General features: G+C 72.1%; 17 protein-coding genes. 6 read left to right on the forward strand and 11 right to left on the reverse strand.

What is annotated here, in order from left to right; translation table 11 throughout:
* Window positions 1-44 precede the first annotated feature (44 nt).
* Window positions 45-884 carry a hypothetical protein gene (locus tag ABZT18_RS07410; RefSeq protein ID WP_354995751.1) on the reverse strand — a complete coding sequence of 280 codons (840 nt, stop codon included), beginning with the start codon at window positions 882-884 and terminating at the stop codon, window positions 45-47.
* 54 nt (window positions 885-938) lie between these two features.
* Between ABZT18_RS07410 and ABZT18_RS07415 the strand changes: the two genes are divergently transcribed.
* Window positions 939-2,102, forward strand: a complete 1,164-nt coding sequence (locus ABZT18_RS07415; RefSeq protein WP_354995752.1) for a DNA recombination protein RmuC — start codon at window positions 939-941, stop codon at window positions 2,100-2,102.
* A 27-nt stretch (window positions 2,103-2,129) separates the two neighbouring features.
* Here ABZT18_RS07415 and ABZT18_RS07420 read toward each other — a convergent pair whose 3' ends face one another.
* Together ABZT18_RS07420 and ABZT18_RS07425 are read right to left on the reverse strand one after the other, a co-directional pair.
* Entirely contained in the window at window positions 2,130-2,564 is a 435-nt protein-coding gene (locus ABZT18_RS07420) for a hypothetical protein (RefSeq protein ID WP_354995753.1), read from the reverse strand.
* A 40-nt stretch (window positions 2,565-2,604) separates the two neighbouring features.
* Window positions 2,605-3,591 carry a 4-hydroxy-3-methylbut-2-enyl diphosphate reductase gene (locus tag ABZT18_RS07425; RefSeq protein ID WP_354995754.1) on the reverse strand — a complete coding sequence of 329 codons (987 nt, stop codon included), beginning with the start codon at window positions 3,589-3,591 and terminating at the stop codon, window positions 2,605-2,607.
* A gap of 182 nt (window positions 3,592-3,773) precedes the next feature.
* Between ABZT18_RS07425 and xseA the strand changes: the two genes are divergently transcribed.
* Both xseA and ABZT18_RS07435 read left to right on the forward strand, forming a co-directional pair.
* The gene (gene xseA, locus ABZT18_RS07430; RefSeq protein ID WP_354995777.1) at window positions 3,774-5,015 is read left to right on the forward strand and encodes an exodeoxyribonuclease VII large subunit; all 1,242 of its coding nucleotides are present in this window, start codon (window positions 3,774-3,776) and stop codon (window positions 5,013-5,015) included.
* Window positions 5,016-5,060: 45 nt separating this feature from the next.
* Window positions 5,061-5,282 carry an exodeoxyribonuclease VII small subunit gene (locus ABZT18_RS07435; protein WP_354995755.1) on the forward strand — a complete coding sequence of 74 codons (222 nt, stop codon included), beginning with the start codon at window positions 5,061-5,063 and terminating at the stop codon, window positions 5,280-5,282.
* A gap of 43 nt (window positions 5,283-5,325) precedes the next feature.
* Here ABZT18_RS07435 and ABZT18_RS07440 read toward each other — a convergent pair whose 3' ends face one another.
* Together ABZT18_RS07440 and ABZT18_RS07445 are read right to left on the reverse strand one after the other, a co-directional pair.
* Window positions 5,326-6,177 carry a hypothetical protein gene (locus ABZT18_RS07440; protein ID WP_354995756.1) on the reverse strand — a complete coding sequence of 284 codons (852 nt, stop codon included), beginning with the start codon at window positions 6,175-6,177 and terminating at the stop codon, window positions 5,326-5,328.
* 204 nt (window positions 6,178-6,381) lie between these two features.
* Window positions 6,382-7,143, reverse strand: a complete 762-nt coding sequence (locus ABZT18_RS07445) for a DUF4245 family protein (RefSeq protein WP_354995757.1) — start codon at window positions 7,141-7,143, stop codon at window positions 6,382-6,384.
* A 158-nt stretch (window positions 7,144-7,301) separates the two neighbouring features.
* Between ABZT18_RS07445 and glpX the strand changes: the two genes are divergently transcribed.
* Window positions 7,302-8,333 (forward strand): class II fructose-bisphosphatase, encoded by a 1,032-nt coding sequence (glpX, locus tag ABZT18_RS07450; RefSeq protein ID WP_354995758.1) that lies wholly within the window; start codon window positions 7,302-7,304, stop codon window positions 8,331-8,333.
* 29 nt (window positions 8,334-8,362) lie between these two features.
* A complete protein-coding gene (locus ABZT18_RS07455; protein WP_354995778.1) occupies window positions 8,363-9,301 on the forward strand; it encodes a DMT family transporter in 939 nt (312 codons plus the stop codon).
* Between the two features lie 76 nt (window positions 9,302-9,377).
* Here ABZT18_RS07455 and ABZT18_RS07460 read toward each other — a convergent pair whose 3' ends face one another.
* Window positions 9,378-10,295 (reverse strand): NAD-dependent epimerase/dehydratase family protein, encoded by a 918-nt coding sequence (locus ABZT18_RS07460; RefSeq protein WP_354995759.1) that lies wholly within the window; start codon window positions 10,293-10,295, stop codon window positions 9,378-9,380.
* A 141-nt stretch (window positions 10,296-10,436) separates the two neighbouring features.
* Here ABZT18_RS07460 and ABZT18_RS07465 point away from each other — a divergent pair, with 141 nt between their 5' ends.
* Window positions 10,437-11,138 (forward strand): TetR/AcrR family transcriptional regulator, encoded by a 702-nt coding sequence (locus tag ABZT18_RS07465; RefSeq protein WP_354995760.1) that lies wholly within the window; start codon window positions 10,437-10,439, stop codon window positions 11,136-11,138.
* 45 nt (window positions 11,139-11,183) lie between these two features.
* Here ABZT18_RS07465 and ABZT18_RS07470 read toward each other — a convergent pair whose 3' ends face one another.
* The 5 genes from ABZT18_RS07470 to ABZT18_RS07490 all read right to left on the reverse strand — a co-directional run bounded on the left by ABZT18_RS07470 (window position 11,184) and on the right by ABZT18_RS07490 (window position 16,145).
* Window positions 11,184-12,152 (reverse strand): NAD(P)/FAD-dependent oxidoreductase, encoded by a 969-nt coding sequence (locus tag ABZT18_RS07470; RefSeq protein ID WP_354995779.1) that lies wholly within the window; start codon window positions 12,150-12,152, stop codon window positions 11,184-11,186.
* A gap of 105 nt (window positions 12,153-12,257) precedes the next feature.
* Complete coding sequence (locus tag ABZT18_RS07475) at window positions 12,258-12,911, reverse strand: rhomboid family intramembrane serine protease (protein ID WP_354995761.1); 654 nt, start codon at window positions 12,909-12,911, stop codon at window positions 12,258-12,260.
* Window positions 12,912-13,026: 115 nt separating this feature from the next.
* Complete coding sequence (locus ABZT18_RS07480) at window positions 13,027-13,704, reverse strand: lytic transglycosylase domain-containing protein (RefSeq protein WP_354995762.1); 678 nt, start codon at window positions 13,702-13,704, stop codon at window positions 13,027-13,029.
* A 276-nt stretch (window positions 13,705-13,980) separates the two neighbouring features.
* A complete protein-coding gene (locus ABZT18_RS07485) occupies window positions 13,981-15,396 on the reverse strand; it encodes a PhoH family protein (protein WP_354995763.1) in 1,416 nt (471 codons plus the stop codon).
* A gap of 413 nt (window positions 15,397-15,809) precedes the next feature.
* Window positions 15,810-16,145 carry a hypothetical protein gene (locus tag ABZT18_RS07490; protein WP_074316807.1) on the reverse strand — a complete coding sequence of 112 codons (336 nt, stop codon included), beginning with the start codon at window positions 16,143-16,145 and terminating at the stop codon, window positions 15,810-15,812.
* Window positions 16,146-16,151: the final 6 nt, after the last annotated feature.

A 16,151-nucleotide genomic window follows, 5' to 3' on the forward strand; every position in this document is an offset into this window, starting at 1 on the left:
GTCGCTACGACCGGGGCCTGTCTTCGCAGATCACTCAGCGACGGTCAGAAGTCGCCGCCACCGAAGTCGCCACCGCCGAAGTCCCCGCCACCAAAGCCACCGCCACCGAAGCCACCTCCACCGAAGTCGCCACCGGCGTAGTCGCCACCGCCGACGTCCCCGCCGCCGTCACCACCCTGGTCGCCGCCGCCGAAGTCCTGGTCGCCGCCGTCCCCGCCCTGATCGACGCCGTCGCCGAAGCCCTCCTGGTAGCCCTCGTCGTAGCCGTACCCGGGGTCGGCGAAGGCGGGCGAGAACAACGCGTCGGCGATCAGGATGCCGCCGAGCACACCGGCGCCGGCGCCCAGCGCCGTCTTCCACCACGGCGTCGAATACCAGCCGGCCGGCACCGGTCGGCCCTGATAACGCCCACCGGGGTAGTAGTAGGGCGTCTCCCGGCCGGGTTGCGGGCCAGCCCGGAAGGTCTGCCCCTGCACGTCGACCGCACGCTCCTTGGTGAGCTGCCCCACGCCGCGCGCGGCGGCCAACTGCGGCACCTCGGGGCCCGGATCGATGCCCAGCGCGGTACGCGCCGCCCGGATGTACGCCAGCCCCTCCAGCGCGGTCTCCCGGGCCAACCCGAACTGGTGCGGCGTGCGCGCCTGCTCCAGCTGCGAGCCCGCCGCGTTGTACCGCTCACCGGCGTCGGCCAGCGCCTGGCGTACCGCCGGCTCGTCACCTTGCAGGTTCATCAACTGGCCGCCGAGGCGCTCGTACCACCGTTGCGCCTCCGCGCGGGCGTCGCCGAGCTCGGTGCGCCGGCGGGCGGTGGCCTGGGCACGGATGAGCGCCGAGGCGCCCAACGCGCCGACCACCACGACGGCGAGGCAGAGCACAAGTTCCATGTCATCGAACGTACCCCCGGCTCGCACGTCGTATCCGTCTGGCAAGCTCCGGTGATGGACGTCTCGACGCTGCTCCTGGTGATCGTGTGCCTCGGCGCCGGCGGGGCGGTGGGCTGGTTCGCGGCCACGTCCCGGTCGGCGGCGGACATCGCCCGCCTCGATGCCACCCTGACCGCGACCCGGGAGGGCGAGGGCCGGCTGGAGCAGTCCATGCGGGCCTTGAGCTACGAGGCCACCGCGCAGTCCCAGGAAGCGGTGGCCCGGGCGGTCGCCCCGCTGCACGACACCCTGCACCGCTACGAGCAGCGGGTGGCCGAGCTGGAGCACGACCGGGTCGACGCGTACGCCGAGCTGCGCGAGCAGGTCCGGTCGATGAGCGCGGTCTCCGGCGAGCTGCGCACCGAGACCAAGCAGTTGGTGGCGGCGCTGCGGGCACCACAGGTGCGGGGCCGCTGGGGTGAGCACCAGCTACGCCGGATCGTCGAGGCGGCCGGGATGCTGGAGCACTGCGACTTCTCCGAGCAGGTCACCGCCGCCACCGACCAGGGGGTCGTCCGCCCGGATCTGGTGGTCCGGCTGCACGGCGGCCGATCGGTGGTGGTGGACGCCAAGGCGCCGTTCGACGCGTACCTGACGGCCATGGAGGCCCGCGACGAGCGCGGCCGGGACACCCACCTCGACGCGCACGCCCGACACCTGCGGGGGCACGTCGACGCCCTGGCCGCCAAGTCGTACTGGTCGGCGTTCGACAACGCACCGGAGTTCGTGGTGCTGTTCGTCCCCGCCGATCCGTTTCTCGACGTCGCGCTCCAGCGTGACCCGACGCTGCTGGAGCACGCGTTCACCCGCAACGTGGTGCTGGCCACGCCGGCCACGCTGGTCGCCCTGCTCCGCACGGTCGCCTACTCCTGGCGGCAGGAAGCTCTGGCCCGCAACGCGCTCGCGGTGCACACCCTGGCCCGAGAGCTGTACGGCCGGCTCTCGACCCTGGGCGACCACGTGGGAAAGCTCGGGTCGTCGCTGGCCGGTGCGGTGACGGCGTACAACCGGGCGGTCGGCTCGTTGGAAGCCCGGGTGCTGGTCAGCGCCCGTAAGCTCGCCGAGCTGGGCGTCTCGGACGAGATGTTGGCCACGCCCCCGCAGGTCGAGTTGACGCCCCGACAGCCGCAGGCACCCGAGCTGGCCGATCCAGCCGACGACGAGGTCTCGGCCCGCTAGACCACCACGCAACCCCCGGCGGGCTGGTCAGGACCGGCTGGCGCTCGATACGACGAACGGGGTGCCCTGCTGGCAGGTGGTCATCATGTCGGGCTCCACCCGACCGGTGACCTCCACCCGCGCACCCGGCGTCAGCACGTCACGCGGGCCGCCGAGAAGCAGGTAACCGTCGAGCAGCACGCAGTTGGGCTCCACGCCGCTCTGCACCGTGCCGGTCAGGGTGGTGTTCCCGACCCCCGGGGGCGTACTCGGACCGCCCGGCTTCCCGGTCTTCGGGCCCGATGGCGGGGTGGGGTCGACGGTCGATGGCGAGGCGGTCGGGTCGGGCGTGGGCTGGCTGGTCGCCGGCTGCGCTCCCGACGGGGTCGGTGTGGGTGTGCCGCCTCCGACGTCCTGACTGCCGCAGGCGCTCAACGCCACGCAGACGGCCAGCACGGGAACGGCGAGCCGAAAGATCCTCATGCCGAATCTGACGTACGCCGGGCCGAGTTCGTTCCCATGCTCAGCCGCGCGCCGCGGCGGCCTTCATGTCCCGCCTCAGCTCCTGCGGAAGCGAGAACGTGAGCCGCTCGTTGGCGGTGGTGATCTCCTCGACGTCGGCGAAGCCCCGTGCGGCGAGGTGGACCAGCACCTCCTGGACCAGGTCGTCCGGGACGCTCGCGCCAGAGGTCAGGCCGACCGTGGTGGCCCCCTCCAGCCAGGCGTCGTCGATCTCGTGGGCGAAGTCGACCAGGTGACCGGCGCGGGCGCCCGCGTCCAGGGCGACCTCGACCAGGCGGACCGAGTTGGAGGAGTTCGTCGAGCCCACGACGATCACCACGTCGCAGTCGGCGGCGATCTCCTTGATCACGTGCTGCCGGTTGGAGGTGGCGTAGCAGATGTCGTCGCTGGGCGGAGACTGCAACAGCGGCAGGCGCTGCTTGAGCCGGGCCACCGTCTCCAGCGTCTCGTCGACCGAGAGCGTGGTCTGGGAGAGCCAGACGACCTTCGCCGGGTCGCGGACGGTGATCTTGTCGGCGTCGTCCGGGCCGTCCACCAGCTGGATGTGCGCGGGGGCCTCACCAGCGGTGCCGACGACCTCTTCGTGCCCCTCGTGGCCGATCAGCAGGATGTCGTAGTCCTCCGCGGCGAACCGCCTCGCCTCGTGGTGCACCTTGGTCACCAGCGGGCAGGTCGCGTCGATCGCCTTCAGCGAGCGCTGCTTCGCCTGCTCGTAGACCTCGGGAGCCACGCCGTGCGCGGAGAAGATGACGGTGGCGCCCTCCGGCACCTCCTCGTTCTCCTCCACGAAGATCGCACCCTGGGCCTCCAGGGTCTGCACGACGTGCTTGTTGTGCACGATCTGCTTGCGCACGTAGATCGGGGCACCGTAGAGCTTCAGCGCCTCCTCGACGGTCTGCACCGCGCGGTCGACACCCGCGCAGTAGCCGCGGGGCTTGGCCAGGAGCACGCGCTTGCCGGTCTGGGGAGTCGCCTGAGCCTCGGTCACCCGTCCATCGTACGTGTCCGATTTCCCCCCGGCAGAGTCCGCGACCCCGCGACAGCTCGACCGCCCACCCCGGTGATCATGAAGTTATTGCCACGACACGCCGCGCCAAAGGGCAACAACTTCATGATCAACGGTCCTGGTGGGGTGGGCCTTAGGGTGGGTGGGTGAGTGATGGGGCGCGGGTGGGGAGCAGCGGGGGTGGCGGGGGCAGCGGGGGTGGCGGGGGCAGCAGCGCTGAGGAGCCCTGGCCGGTACGGGTGGTCAGCCAGAAGGTGGGGGCATGGATCGCCAAGCTGGGCTGGGTGTGGGTGGACGGGCAGGTGGCGCAGATCAGCCGCCGCCCCGGAGCCAGCACCGTCTTCCTCACCCTGCGTGACCCGTCGGCCGACCTGAGCCTGACCGTCACCACCAACCGGGACGTGCTGGACGCCGGCGCACCGGAGCTGCGCGAGGGTGCCCGCGTGGTGCTGCACGCCAAACCGGAGTTCTACGCCGCCCGGGGCACGCTGAGCCTGCGCGCCGACGAGATCCGACAGGTGGGGCTCGGAGAGCTGTTGGCCCGGCTGGAGAAGCTCAAGAAGCTGCTCGCCGCCGAGGGGCTCTTCGACCGCTCCCGCAAACGCCGACTGCCGTTCCTACCTGGCCGGATCGGGCTCATCACCGGTCGCGCGTCGGCGGCGGAGCGGGACGTGCTGACCAATGCCCGGCGGCGCTGGCCCGCAGTGGAGTTCCGCACGGTCAACGTGGCCGTGCAGGGCCCGTCCGCGGTGCCGCAGATCGTCGACGCGCTCAAGGTGCTGGACGCCGACCCCACCATCGACGTGATCATCATCGCCCGGGGCGGCGGTGGCATCGAGGACCTGCTGCCCTTCTCCGACGAGGCGCTCTGCCGCGCGGTGTTCGGCTGCCGTACGCCGGTGGTCAGCGCGATCGGCCACGAGACGGACGCGCCGCTGATCGACTACGTCGCCGACGTCCGTGCCTCCACCCCGACCGACGCGGCCAAGCGGGTCGTCCCCGACCTCACCGAGGAAGTACGCCTCATCGGCCAGGCCCGTTCGCGGCTGCAACGGGCGGTGCGCAACCTGGTGGACCGGGAGACGCATCGGCTCGACGGACTGCGTTCCCGGCCGGTGCTGGCCCGACCTCAGGTGATGGTGGAGCATCGGGCGACCGAGCTGACCGCGCTGCGCCAGCGGGCCGGCCGCTGCCTGGAGCACCGACTCGCCGCCGCCGACGACGACCTGCGGCACACCCTGGCCCGGCTGCGCGCGCTCTCCCCCGCCGCCACCCTCGACCGGGGGTACGCGATCGTGCAGCGCGCGGACGGCCACGTGGTCCGGGCGGCAGCGGAGGTGGGCAAGGGCGACCCGTTGCGGGTACGGCTGGCCGACGGCGAGCTGGCCGCGACGGTGGACGGCTGAGTGGCGACGCGGTGACGTGGGGAGCGATGTGCTGAGATGGACGCGATGACTGACGACACGAAGGCCGGGCCGGACGAGCGGCTCAGTTACGAGCAGGCCCGCGCCGAGCTGGCCTCGGTGGTCGAGCGGCTGGAGGCCGGCGGCACGTCCCTGGAGGAGTCGCTGGCGCTCTGGGAGCGCGGGGAGAAGCTTGCGGTGATCTGTCAACGCTGGCTGGACGGTGCGCGGGCGCGGATCGACGCCGCCCGGCAGGAGCCCGCTTCCTGACCGCGGGCGGGGCGGCCGGAGCCACCCCACCCGCGTACGACGGTCAGTTGAACAGGCTGTACAGCTCGGCCGGCGCCTCGACGACCTGGTCCGCCGGCGGCTTCTGGGCGGCGGTGGCGGCACCGTAGTCGGAGTACGTCATCCGGATCTCCTGGGCGGCGGTCTGCCCGGCGGCCGGCAGCTGCAGCACCAGCTCGCTGAGGCGGCCCTGCGGGTCCACCTTCGCGGTGAACGGGACCGTCTTCGCCTGGGTGCCCAGCGCGGCGATCGTGGCGGCGTTCAGCGAGCCCGCCTCGGCGGCCTTGGTGACGTCGATGGTGCCGGCGTACGTGCCGGTGCCGGTGCTGCGAACCTCGGTGATGCCCTGGGTCAGCACCGCACTGCCGGCCGGGTCGACCTTGTCGAAGTCGAAGCCGAGATTGCGGTTGCCCTTGATCCGGGCCTGGTCCAGGTGCTGGTACTTACCGAGGTTGAGCTGCTTGATGGCGGGCAGGCTGTCGGCGGTGGGGCCGGTCAGCTCCAGCTTCACCCAGCTGTCCGGCTTGAAGTGGATCACGTCGAGCTTCATCGCAAGGTCGGACGAGGGGCCGCCGATGGCGAACTTCATCGCCGCGCTCTGGCTCGGCTGGTGCACCTGCCCCTCCGCCGTCGAGCCGGCGCCGGCCAGGGTGAACCGGAAGTTGCCGTTGCTGATCTCCTTGGTGGAGTCGAGCAGGGCCTGCTTGGCGTCGCCCGCCACCGGTGCGCCGCCGGACGGGCTCGCCGTGCCGGACGCGGTCACCGTCGGGGACGCGGTCGATCCGGCGGTGCCGGTTCCACCGCTGGCGCAGGCGGCCAGGGCTGGCGTGATCAGAGCGGCGGCTACCAGGCCGGCGCTGAGTCGACGAACAGTCATACGTGTCTCCCAAGAGGGTCACCCGACGACCTGGACGGCGCCGGAAACTCCGGCGACGCAGCAGCACCGTCGGCTGCGCCGCGCGATCCGGGCCGAGCAGCGCGCCCGGATCACTCCCTCTTTGTTCCCTGTCGACGCGTCGGACAATCACCCTTCTGTCTGGTTGCCCAATTTCGCCATCGGGGCCGCCGATCGACGGGCCCGTCAGCGCAACGAGCCGGCCAGTTCGCGCAGTTCGTTGTCCCGGGCGTCGCCGACGACGATCACCGTGCGGGTCGGCTCCAGCAGGACCAGCGCCTGCTGGTTCCCCCGCGCCGTGTAGAGCTGCCAGGTGCGTCCGGCCAACTCTGTGGTGCCCTGCGGCTGACCCTGGTCGGTCAGCTCGGCGGGGAGCAGCCGCTCCGCCGGGACGCTGCTCTGCAGGAGTTGGACGCCCCGTCCCTCCGGCGTGAGGTAGCCGAGCCGCAGGTTCGCGCCGTCCTCGACGGTCTGATAGCGGGCGCTGACCGTCAACCAGTCGGAGCCGAGCCCCTGCGGCTGGCTCACCGGAAAGACGTTCGCCGACCGGGCCTGCTCGATCGCGGGGGCCGGATCGACGGTCGCGGCCTGATCGCCGCCGAGAAACCCCCGGTAGAACGCCAGCAGCAGCGCGATCGGGACAAGCAGCACCAGCAGCGAGATCGCCATGTCCTTCGGCGACCGCTCGGATTTGCCGGATTCCGCCCGCGGCGGTGGTGCCGGCCGCTCCCCGGCCTGTGCGGTGCCGTCGGGCTGGTTCCGGGCCGGCTCGTCCACCGGCGGGGCTGTGGCCGGGCCGGACGGGACCAGGGCCGGTTCGCCGGCGGCCGGCGTCGGATCGGTCGCGGCGGACTCACGACGGGGGCCGGTGGGGACGTCGACCGGCGGCTGGCCGTCGGGCGGCGTGCGGTCGGCGGGTACGCGGTCGGCTGGCTGTGCGGGTTCCACCCCTCTATCTTCGCAGCCGCCCGACCGGCGGTATCCGGGCCATCACCGCCCCGCGCCGACGCCCGGTCGGCGATCGTGTGAGGATCAGCGACAAAGCCGGCAGCGGGGACCGCCCTGCGACCGGCCGTCCCCGCACCGTCGCGAGGAGGAGCAGCGGAATGACGAACACCAGGACGCGGATCCCACAGGATCTCGACCGAAACCTCGCCCTCGACCTGGTCCGGGTCACCGAGGCCGCGGCGATGGCCGCAGGTCGGTGGGTTGGCCGGGGCGACAAGGAGGGCGGCGACGGGGCCGCCGTCGACGCGATGCGCAAGCTCATCAACTCGATCCAGATGCGCGGCGTGGTGGTGATCGGCGAGGGCGAGAAGGACAACGCCCCGATGCTCTTCAACGGCGAACAGGTCGGCGACGGGACGGGCCCGGAGGTGGACGTGGCCGTTGACCCGGTCGACGGCACCACGCTGATGAGCAAGGGCATGCCGAACGCCGTGGCGGTGCTCGCCGTCTCCGAGCGGGGTGCGATGTTCGACCCCAGCGCGGTCTTCTACATGGAGAAGCTCGCTGTCGGGCCGGCGTACGCCGATGTGGTGGACATCAACGCCGGGGTGGCCGAAAACCTGCGCCGGATCGCCAAGGTCAAGGGCACCGACGTCTCCGAGGTGACGGTCTGCGTGCTGGATCGGAGCCGCCACGACGACCTGGTCGCGCAGATTCGCCGGACCGGGGCGGGCATCCGCTTCATCTCCGACGGCGACATCGCGGGCTCCATCGCGGCCGCCCGGGGCGAGTCGGATGTCGACGTCCTGATGGGCATCGGCGGCACCCCGGAGGGCATCATCTCCGCCTGCGCGCTGAAGTGCATGGGCGGTGCGATGCAGGCCAAGCTCTGGCCGCGCGACGAGCAGGAGCGGGAGAAGGCGCTCGCCGCCGGGCACGACCTGGATCGGGTGCTGGGCACCGACGACCTGGTCACCGGGGACAACTGCTTCTTCGTGGCGACCGGGGTCACCTCCGGTGATCTGCTGCGCGGGGTGCGTTACCGGGCCGGCGGCGCGTACACCCAGTCGATTGTGATGCGGTCGAAGAGCGGCACCATCCGGGTGATCGACTCGTACCACCGGCTGGAGAAGCTGGCGCTCTACTCGGCGGTCGACTTCGACGGCCGTCCACTGGCCGAACAGGAGTGACCGCCACCGACACGGCAGTCCCGCAGGTCCTGTCGGCCACCCGCCGGATCACCGGTGTCGCGCTGGCATCGGTCTCCGGGGTCGCGGTGGCGGTGCAGTCTCGAATCAACGGCGAGTTGGGCGTACGGCTAGCTGACGGTTTCGCCGCCGCGGTGGTCTCGTTCGGCCTCGGCCTGTTGGTGCTCCTGGTGCTGGTGCCCGCCACCCCCGGTGGGCGGCGTGGCCTGGCCGCGACGCGGCGTGCTCTGGCGGCGGGCGCGCTGCGGCCGTGGCAGTGCCTCGGCGGGATGTGCGGGGCGTTCCTGGTGGCCACCCAGGGGCTCACCATCGGCTCGCTGGGTGTGGCGGTTTTCACGGTGGCGGTGGTCGCCGGCCAGACCGGCAGCAGCCTCGCCGTGGACCGGGCGGGGATCGGGCCGACGGGCCGGCAGCCGGTGACCCTGCAGCGGCTGGCGGGTGCGGTGCTCACCGTGTTCGCGGTCGTCCTGGCGGTTGGTGACCGGCTCGGTGACCCGGGCACCCTGGCGCTGGCCCTGCTGCCCCTGCTCGCCGGGGTGGGCATCGCCTGGCAGCAGGCGGTCAACGGCCGGGTCCGGGCGGCGGCCGACAGCGCGTTGACCGCCACGTTGGTCAATTTCGCCGTGGGCACGGTCACCCTGCTCGTCGCGTTCGCGATCGACATCGCGGTACGCGGCTGGCCCACCGGCCACCTGCCGACCGAGCCGTGGCTCTACCTGGGTGGCCCGATCGGCATCGTGTTCATCGCGATCGCCGCCGCGATCGTGCGCTTCACGGGTGTGCTGCTGCTCGGTCTGGCCACCATCGCCGGCCAGATCGTGGGCGCCGTCCTGCTGGACCTGGTGCTGCCCACCGCGGCCTCGAACCTCGGCCTGAACACCCTGTTCGGGGCCGCGCTGACGATGGTGGCCGTGCTGGTCGCCGCGCTCGCCCCGCCGTCCCGCCGCTGAGCCACCGGCGGCGGGGTGGACGGCGGGCGAGCCGGACGGCGATGGCGATGGCGAGTTGCCGACGGGGTCGGGCGGTTCAGCGGCGCAGGGCTGCGACGGTCTCCGTGAGCGCGTCCTCCAGCGGGGTCGGCTCGACGCCCAGGGCGGCGGTGGCGGCGGCGGAGTCCATCAGGAACGGCCGGTCGAACTGGTAGGCGGTCTCCCGCAGTTCCCGCACGAACGGGTTGGCCAGGCCGCCCAGCCACAGCACCGGGTAGGGCATCCGGGTCAGCCGCGGCACGGGTGCGCCCGCCAGCGCCGCCGCCCGGGTGGCCAGCTCACGCATCGGTGCGGCCGGGGCGCTCGGCACATGCCAGACCCGTCCCCAGGCCCCGGGGTCGGTGGCGGCGGCGACGAGGGTACGGGCGACGTCCGGGATGTACGTCCAGGTGTGCGGGGCGTCCCAGTCGACCGGCAGGAAGACCCGCCGCCCGGCGAGCACCCGGGGCAGCACCATCATCGCCAGTGAGGTGCCGTCGACGCCGACATAGTCGGAGCCGCGTACCTCGGTGACCCGCGCCCGGCCGGCCCGGTGGGCGGCGAGCGCGGTGTCCCACATCTGGTTGCGTACCCGCCCCTTGATGCCGGTCGCCGCCGGCGAGGTCTGCTCGGTCATCGGGCCGTCGACGGGCCCGTACCCGTAGAGGTTGCCGACCGTGGCGAGCACCGCGCCGGACCGTTCGGCGGCGGCGAGCAGCGCACCGGCCAGCGGCGGCCAGTCGATGGGCCAGCGGTGGTACGCCGGGTTCGCGCAGTTGTACAGCGCCTGCGCGCCCTCGGTCAGCGCGCTGAGCCGGTCGACCTCGGCGGCGTCGGCGGCGATCCGTTCGATGGCCGGATGCTCCGGCCCGGCGCCCCGGCGACTGATCACCCGGACCCGCTCACCTCGGTCGGCGAGAAGGCGGGCGGTCGCGGTGCCGACCGGGCCGGTGCCGACGATCACGTGCAGTGCCATGGGAACTCCTTGGGAGCGGAGATACGAAACAAGAGCGGTGCTCTCGAAGTGCTCGCCCAGCATGACCCGTCGCTACGACAGCCGTCAAGAGCAGTGCTCTTTTTTTGGATTGGCGCTCCGAACCGTGGCAGACTGGGCCCCATGCCCGCTTCCTCGATCCGCGCCCGGGTCCGCGCCGAAATGCTCGACGAGATCAAGGCGGTCGCCCGCCAGCACCTCGCCACTGATGGCGCGAACCTCTCGCTGCGCGCGGTCGCCCGGGACATGGGCATGGTCTCGTCGGCCGTCTACCGCTACTTCCCGAGCCGGGACGACCTGCTCACCGCGCTGATCATCGAGGCGTACGACGCACTCGGCGACGCGGTGGAGGCGGCGGCCGTCGCCGCCCCCGATCGGCTCGACCTCCGCGCCCGCTGGCAGGCGGTCTGTCGGGCGGCGCGGGACTGGGCGCTCGCCCATCCCGCCGAATACGCGCTGCTCTACGGCAGCCCGGTCCCCGGGTACGCCGCCCCGGACGACACCGTCGGCCCGGCCCAGCGCCCCCCGCTGACCCTGGTCGGCCTGCTCCGCGAAGGGCTGGAGGACGGCCTGCTCAGCCCGCCGCCCGCCAATGAGCTGCCGCCGCAGCTGCACGACGACCTGACCGAGCTGGCCGACGCGTTCTTTCCCGGGTTGCCCCCCGCCCTGCTGGCCCGGGGCATGGCCGGCTGGACCCAGCTCTTCGGGCTGATCAGCTTCGAGCTGTTCGGCCGGCTCAACCGGACCGTCGCGCACCGGGACGCGTACTTCGACCACCAGGTCGGGCTGCTGGCCGACCTGGTCGGTCTGCCCCCACCGCGCTGACCGCAGCCGACGCCACGGTCGGCGCGGCGGCACCGATACCGGCGCTCAGCCGGCGTCGGAGGAGTGCCCGGGGAACAGGTGGGCGCTCGGGTCGATGGCCACCGCCGCGTTGTTGACCGCCGTCGCGGCCTCACCGAAGCCGGTGGCGATCAGCCGGACCTTGCCCGGGTATTCCGTGATGTCGCCGGCCGCGAAGACCCGGGGCAGGTTCGTCGCCATGGCGCTGTCCACCAGGATGTGCCGGCGATCCAGTCGCAGCCCCCACTCGGCGAGTGGGCCCAGGTCGGCGGTGAAGCCGAGGGCGGCCACCACGGTGCCCACCGGCAGCGTCTCGGCCGCGCCGCCGCGTACGGTCACCTCGGCGCCGGTCACCGTGCCATCCCCGATCAGCCGGGTGACCTCGGCGTTGACCATCACCCGCACCGGCAGCGACAGCACGCGGGCGACCGTCGAGGCGTGCGCCCGGAACTTCTCCCGTCGGTGCACCAGGGTCACCGAACGGGCCAACGGTTGCAGGGCCAGCGCCCAGTCGAAGGCGGAGTCGCCGCCACCGACGATCAGCACATCCCGGTCGGTCAGCTCGGCCGGCGCGGTGACGAAGTAGACGATCCCTGTGCCTGGGGCGCCGTCGGCGCACGGCAGCGGTCGTGGGCTGAAGCTGCCAAGCCCACCGGTGACCACGACCGCGCCGCAACCCAGCTGCTCGCCACCGGCCAGGCCGAGCACCGGCCGGTCATCGGCGTACGAGAGCTTCTCGGCACGGGTGCCGAGGAGGTACTGCGGGCCGAACGGGGCGGCCTGAGCGACCAGGTTGGCCACCAGATCCCGGCCCTTGATGGCCGGGAAGCCGGCCACGTCCAGGATCAGCTTCTCCGGGTACATGGCGGTGACCTGACCGCCCGGCTCCGGCAGCGCGTCGATCACCGCCACCGACAACCCCCGGAACCCTGCGTAGTACGCGGCGAAGAGGCCAGCCGGACCGGCCCCGATCACGGCGATGTCGACCTCGCGCATGGCGTACCGTCGCTTTCCGCTCACGGATCAACGCTTGCTGATCTAGACGGTAGGCGGGTGGCAGCGGTCGGGCAAGCACGTCCCAGAGGCGCGCCGAGGAATCGGTCAGGGCAGGCTGAGGGTGGAACCGGAGTAGTCCGGGCCATCCAGGGCCGGCCGGCGGCGACGGAACAGGATCGCCGCCACCACCCCGCCGAGCAGCCCGAACAGGTGGCCCTGCCAGGAGATCCGCTCGTCGGTGGGGAGGATGCCGACCAGTTGCCAGCCGTAGAGCAGGCCAACCAGCAGGAAGACCGCGAAGTTCCACCAGCTGCGCTCGACGATGCCCCGGGTGAGCAGGATGCCCAGGTAGCCGAAGATCACGCCGCTGGCACCGACCACCACCGAGTTGGGCGAGCCGGTGAACCACACCCCGAGCCCGCTGACCAGGATGATGATGAGGGTCGACCAGAGGAACCGGCGGGCACCGGCGGCCAGGACGAAGGTGCCCAGCAGGATCAGCGGGATGCTGTTGCTGTAGAGGTGGTCGAAGCCGTGGTGCAGGAACGGGGAGAAGAAGACCCCGTCCAGCCCGTCGATGCGTTGCGGGATGATGCCGGCGGTGGCGTCCAGGCCGAACGCGAGCCCCTGATCGACGGCCTCGATGAGGAAGAGGAACGGGACCACCGCGCACATCGCGACGAACGCCCGGCCGAGCGCGGCGTAGAACGCCTCGGTGCCGAACCGGTGGGGGTCGCCGCTTGACGGGTGCAGGGTCACCCCCCAACTGCTATCAGCAAAAGTCGCCGACCGCCACTCGCGTCCCGTCCGAACAGACCGGATGTACGCGCGACGGCGGGGCGGGTGGTCGCCACCCGCCCCGCCGTCGAAGCCGTCAGTAGTGGCCGTTGTTCTGGAAGTAGCCCCAGGCACCGCAGGGCGTCTTGTACCTGCCCTTGATGTAGCCCAGCCCCCACTTGATCTGGGTGGCCGGGTTCGTCCGCCAGTCGCTGGCGACGGAACCCATCTTGCTGCCCGGCAGTGCCTGCGGGATCCCGTACGCACCGGACGAGGAGTTGTTGGCCTTGTGGTTCCAGCCGCTCTCCTTGGTCCAGAGCTTCTCCAGGCAGGGGAACTCGGCGATGCCGAAGCCCGCGTCGATCATCATGGCGCAGCCGGTCTTCCGGTTACCGCTGTACTCGGCGCAGGACGCCGGGATCGGCCCGTCGTACGGCTTGGCCGGCGCGTTGGCCGCCGCACGCTCGCGCTTACGGGACGCCGCGGCGGCTTCGGCCCTGCGGGCCCGCTCGGCGGCTTCCTTGGCGGCCTGTGCCGCGCGCAGCTTGGCCTGGTATTCGGCGGCCCGCTGCTGGGCGAACTTCACCTGGTGGGAGGCCTGCCGATCACGCTGGTAGGCAAGATCGACCCGGTCGACCTCGACGCCGACCTGCGCGGTCAGGCCCTGTTGCTGGGTTTCCCGATCTTCGCCCAGGTAGAAGCCACCGGCAACGCCCACGGAGAGCAGTGCCACAGCGGCCGTACGGGCGCCCAACCGGCTCCACAGCCGACTCACGAAGTGGTCCCTTCGTCGGGGGCAAGGACGCGGCGCGGTGCGGCCACATGCGGGCCGCCAGCCGTGCCACGAGCGCCCCGACCGGTTGCCGGTCGCGCCGACACACCGACCGCCGCCGATGTCGCCCGTCTCGTGACGAACGATCACCAACGATTCCCGTGGTGCGTGGACGCTCGTGGGACACGATTGCGCACAGTGAGGCTGATGGGAAACCAACCAGCCTCTTTGTGATCTGCGCCACACCGAAAATGCGGACAAAAGCCCACATAAGCGTCGTTAAATCGGGATGTCCTCCAGGAGATCCGTGACCATCGCGGCGATCGGCGATCGCTCCGAACGGCTGAGCGTGACGTGAGCGAAGAGCGGATGGCCCTTGAGCGCTTCGATGACAGCGGTCACCCCGTCGTGCCGGCCGACCCGCAGATTGTCCCGCTGGGCCACGTCATGGGTGAGCACCACCCGGGAGCCCTGCCCGATCCGGGACAGCACGGTCAACAGCACCCCGCGCTCCAGCGACTGGGCCTCATCCACGATCACATAGGCATCGTGCAGGCTGCGCCCCCGGATGTGGGTCAGCGGCAGCACCTCGAGGATGCCCCGCGAGGTGACCTCCTCCAGCACGTTCTCGTGGACCACCGCGCCGAGCGTGTCGAAGACCGCCTGGGCCCAGGGCGACATCTTCTCCGACTCCGAGCCCGGCAGGTAGCCCAACTCCTGGCCGCCGACGGCGTACAGCGGGCGGAACACGATCACCTTCTTGTGGCGGCGGCGCTCCATCACCGCCTCCAGCCCGGCGCAGAGCGCCAACGCCGACTTGCCGGTGCCGGCCCGGCCGCCCAGCGAGACGATCCCGATCGCCTCGTCGAGCAGCAGGTCGAGAGCGATACGCTGCTCGGCCGAGCGGCCGTGCAGCCCGAACGCCTCCCGGTCGCCCCGGACCAACCGGACCGACTTGTCCGGCAGCACCCGACCGAGCGCCGAACCACGCGCCGAGTGCAGCACCAGGCCCGTGTGGCAGGGCAGCCCGGCCGCCTCGTCGAGGTCGAGCGACTCGCCGGCGTACAGCCGACCGATCTGCTCCTCGCCCAGATCCAGCTCGGACATGCCGGTCCAGGTGGGGTCGCTGGCCTGGCCGTGGCGGTACTCGTCGGCCCGCAGGCCCACCGAGGCCGCCTTGACCCGCAGCGGCATGTCCTTGCTGACCAGGGTCACCTCCCGCCCCTCGGCGGCGAGGTTCAGCGCGACGGAGAGGATCCGGGCGTCGTTGCTCTCGGTGCGGAACCCGGGCGGCAACACGCCGTCGTCGGTGTGGTTGAGCTCCACCCGCAGTGTGCCGCCGACGTCGTTGGCGGGCACCGGTCGGTCGAGTCGGCCATGCCGGACCCGCAGGTCGTCGAGCATCCGTAGCGACTGCCGGGCGAACCAGCCCAGCTCCGGATGGTGCCGCTTGCCTTCCAGCTCGGTGATGACCACCAGAGGCAGCACCACCTCGTGCTCGGCGAACCGGTGGAACGCCGCCGGATCGGAGAGCAGCACGGAAGTGTCCAGGACAAAGGCCTGGCCGGCTGGTCGCGGCTCCTTGGGGTCGGCCGGCGCGGCGGCCGCCGTGCGGCGGCTCCTGGTGGCGCGGCGGGTCGTGGCAGTCGCGGCCGGGGTCTGGTCGGCACCGGCGGTGGTACGGCGAGTCGTCACAGGCCTGCTCCGACGGATGGGCACCCGCCACCCGTGTTCCGCCTCCTCCGGTGCCCGGGGACACGGGGTCGGATGCGGAACCCCGTGCGCGAGGTCGCAGATCCGGGCGGACCGGCTGGCTCGGGAGAACCCCGTGCCATGCCTAGACGCTAGCCGCGCCGGACCCTCCCGGCTAGAGGACGAACGTGGATCTCCGAAGACGGGCGTGAAAACACCGCTTCACCGGGGCCCGCACCGTCAGGAAGCCCGGCGGCGGGCACGGCGGAGCCGGCCGGGATGCATGCCCCCTGCGCGCATCCCGGCCGGCGGGGCCACCGTCACCGGTCTGACGTGACCCCGACGGTGCGTGTCCGCCGCGGACGACGCACCGCGTTCGTGGCGCCGGTCGGCGGGCCTGCGCCCGCCGACCGACCTCAGCCGGTACGTCGGACGAGCGTGCCGGTCGGGTGCCGCCCGGTGATCGGGGCGGCCGGCGCGGTGAACGACGAGCCGGTGTACGTGGTGCCGGGGCGGGCGACGGTGCCGGCGGAGCGGACGACACCCGCCGGTGAGACCGACAGGGCGGAGGCGATCGCCGCCTGGGCGTCGCGTCGACGCCGGTTCCAGGCGCCCCGATCACCGTCGAAGTAGCCCTGCCGGTAACCGAAGCGGTAGCCGATGCGGTAGCTGAGCTGCCCGTGCAAACGACCGGCCGCGTAGCTGGTGGCACCGAGCACCAGAACGAGGAACACCGCGAGGAATGGGCTCATCGGGCA

Source organism: Micromonospora sp. NPDC005291 (assembly GCF_040607415.1).
Taxonomy (GTDB): Bacteria; Actinomycetota; Actinomycetes; order Mycobacteriales; family Micromonosporaceae; genus Micromonospora.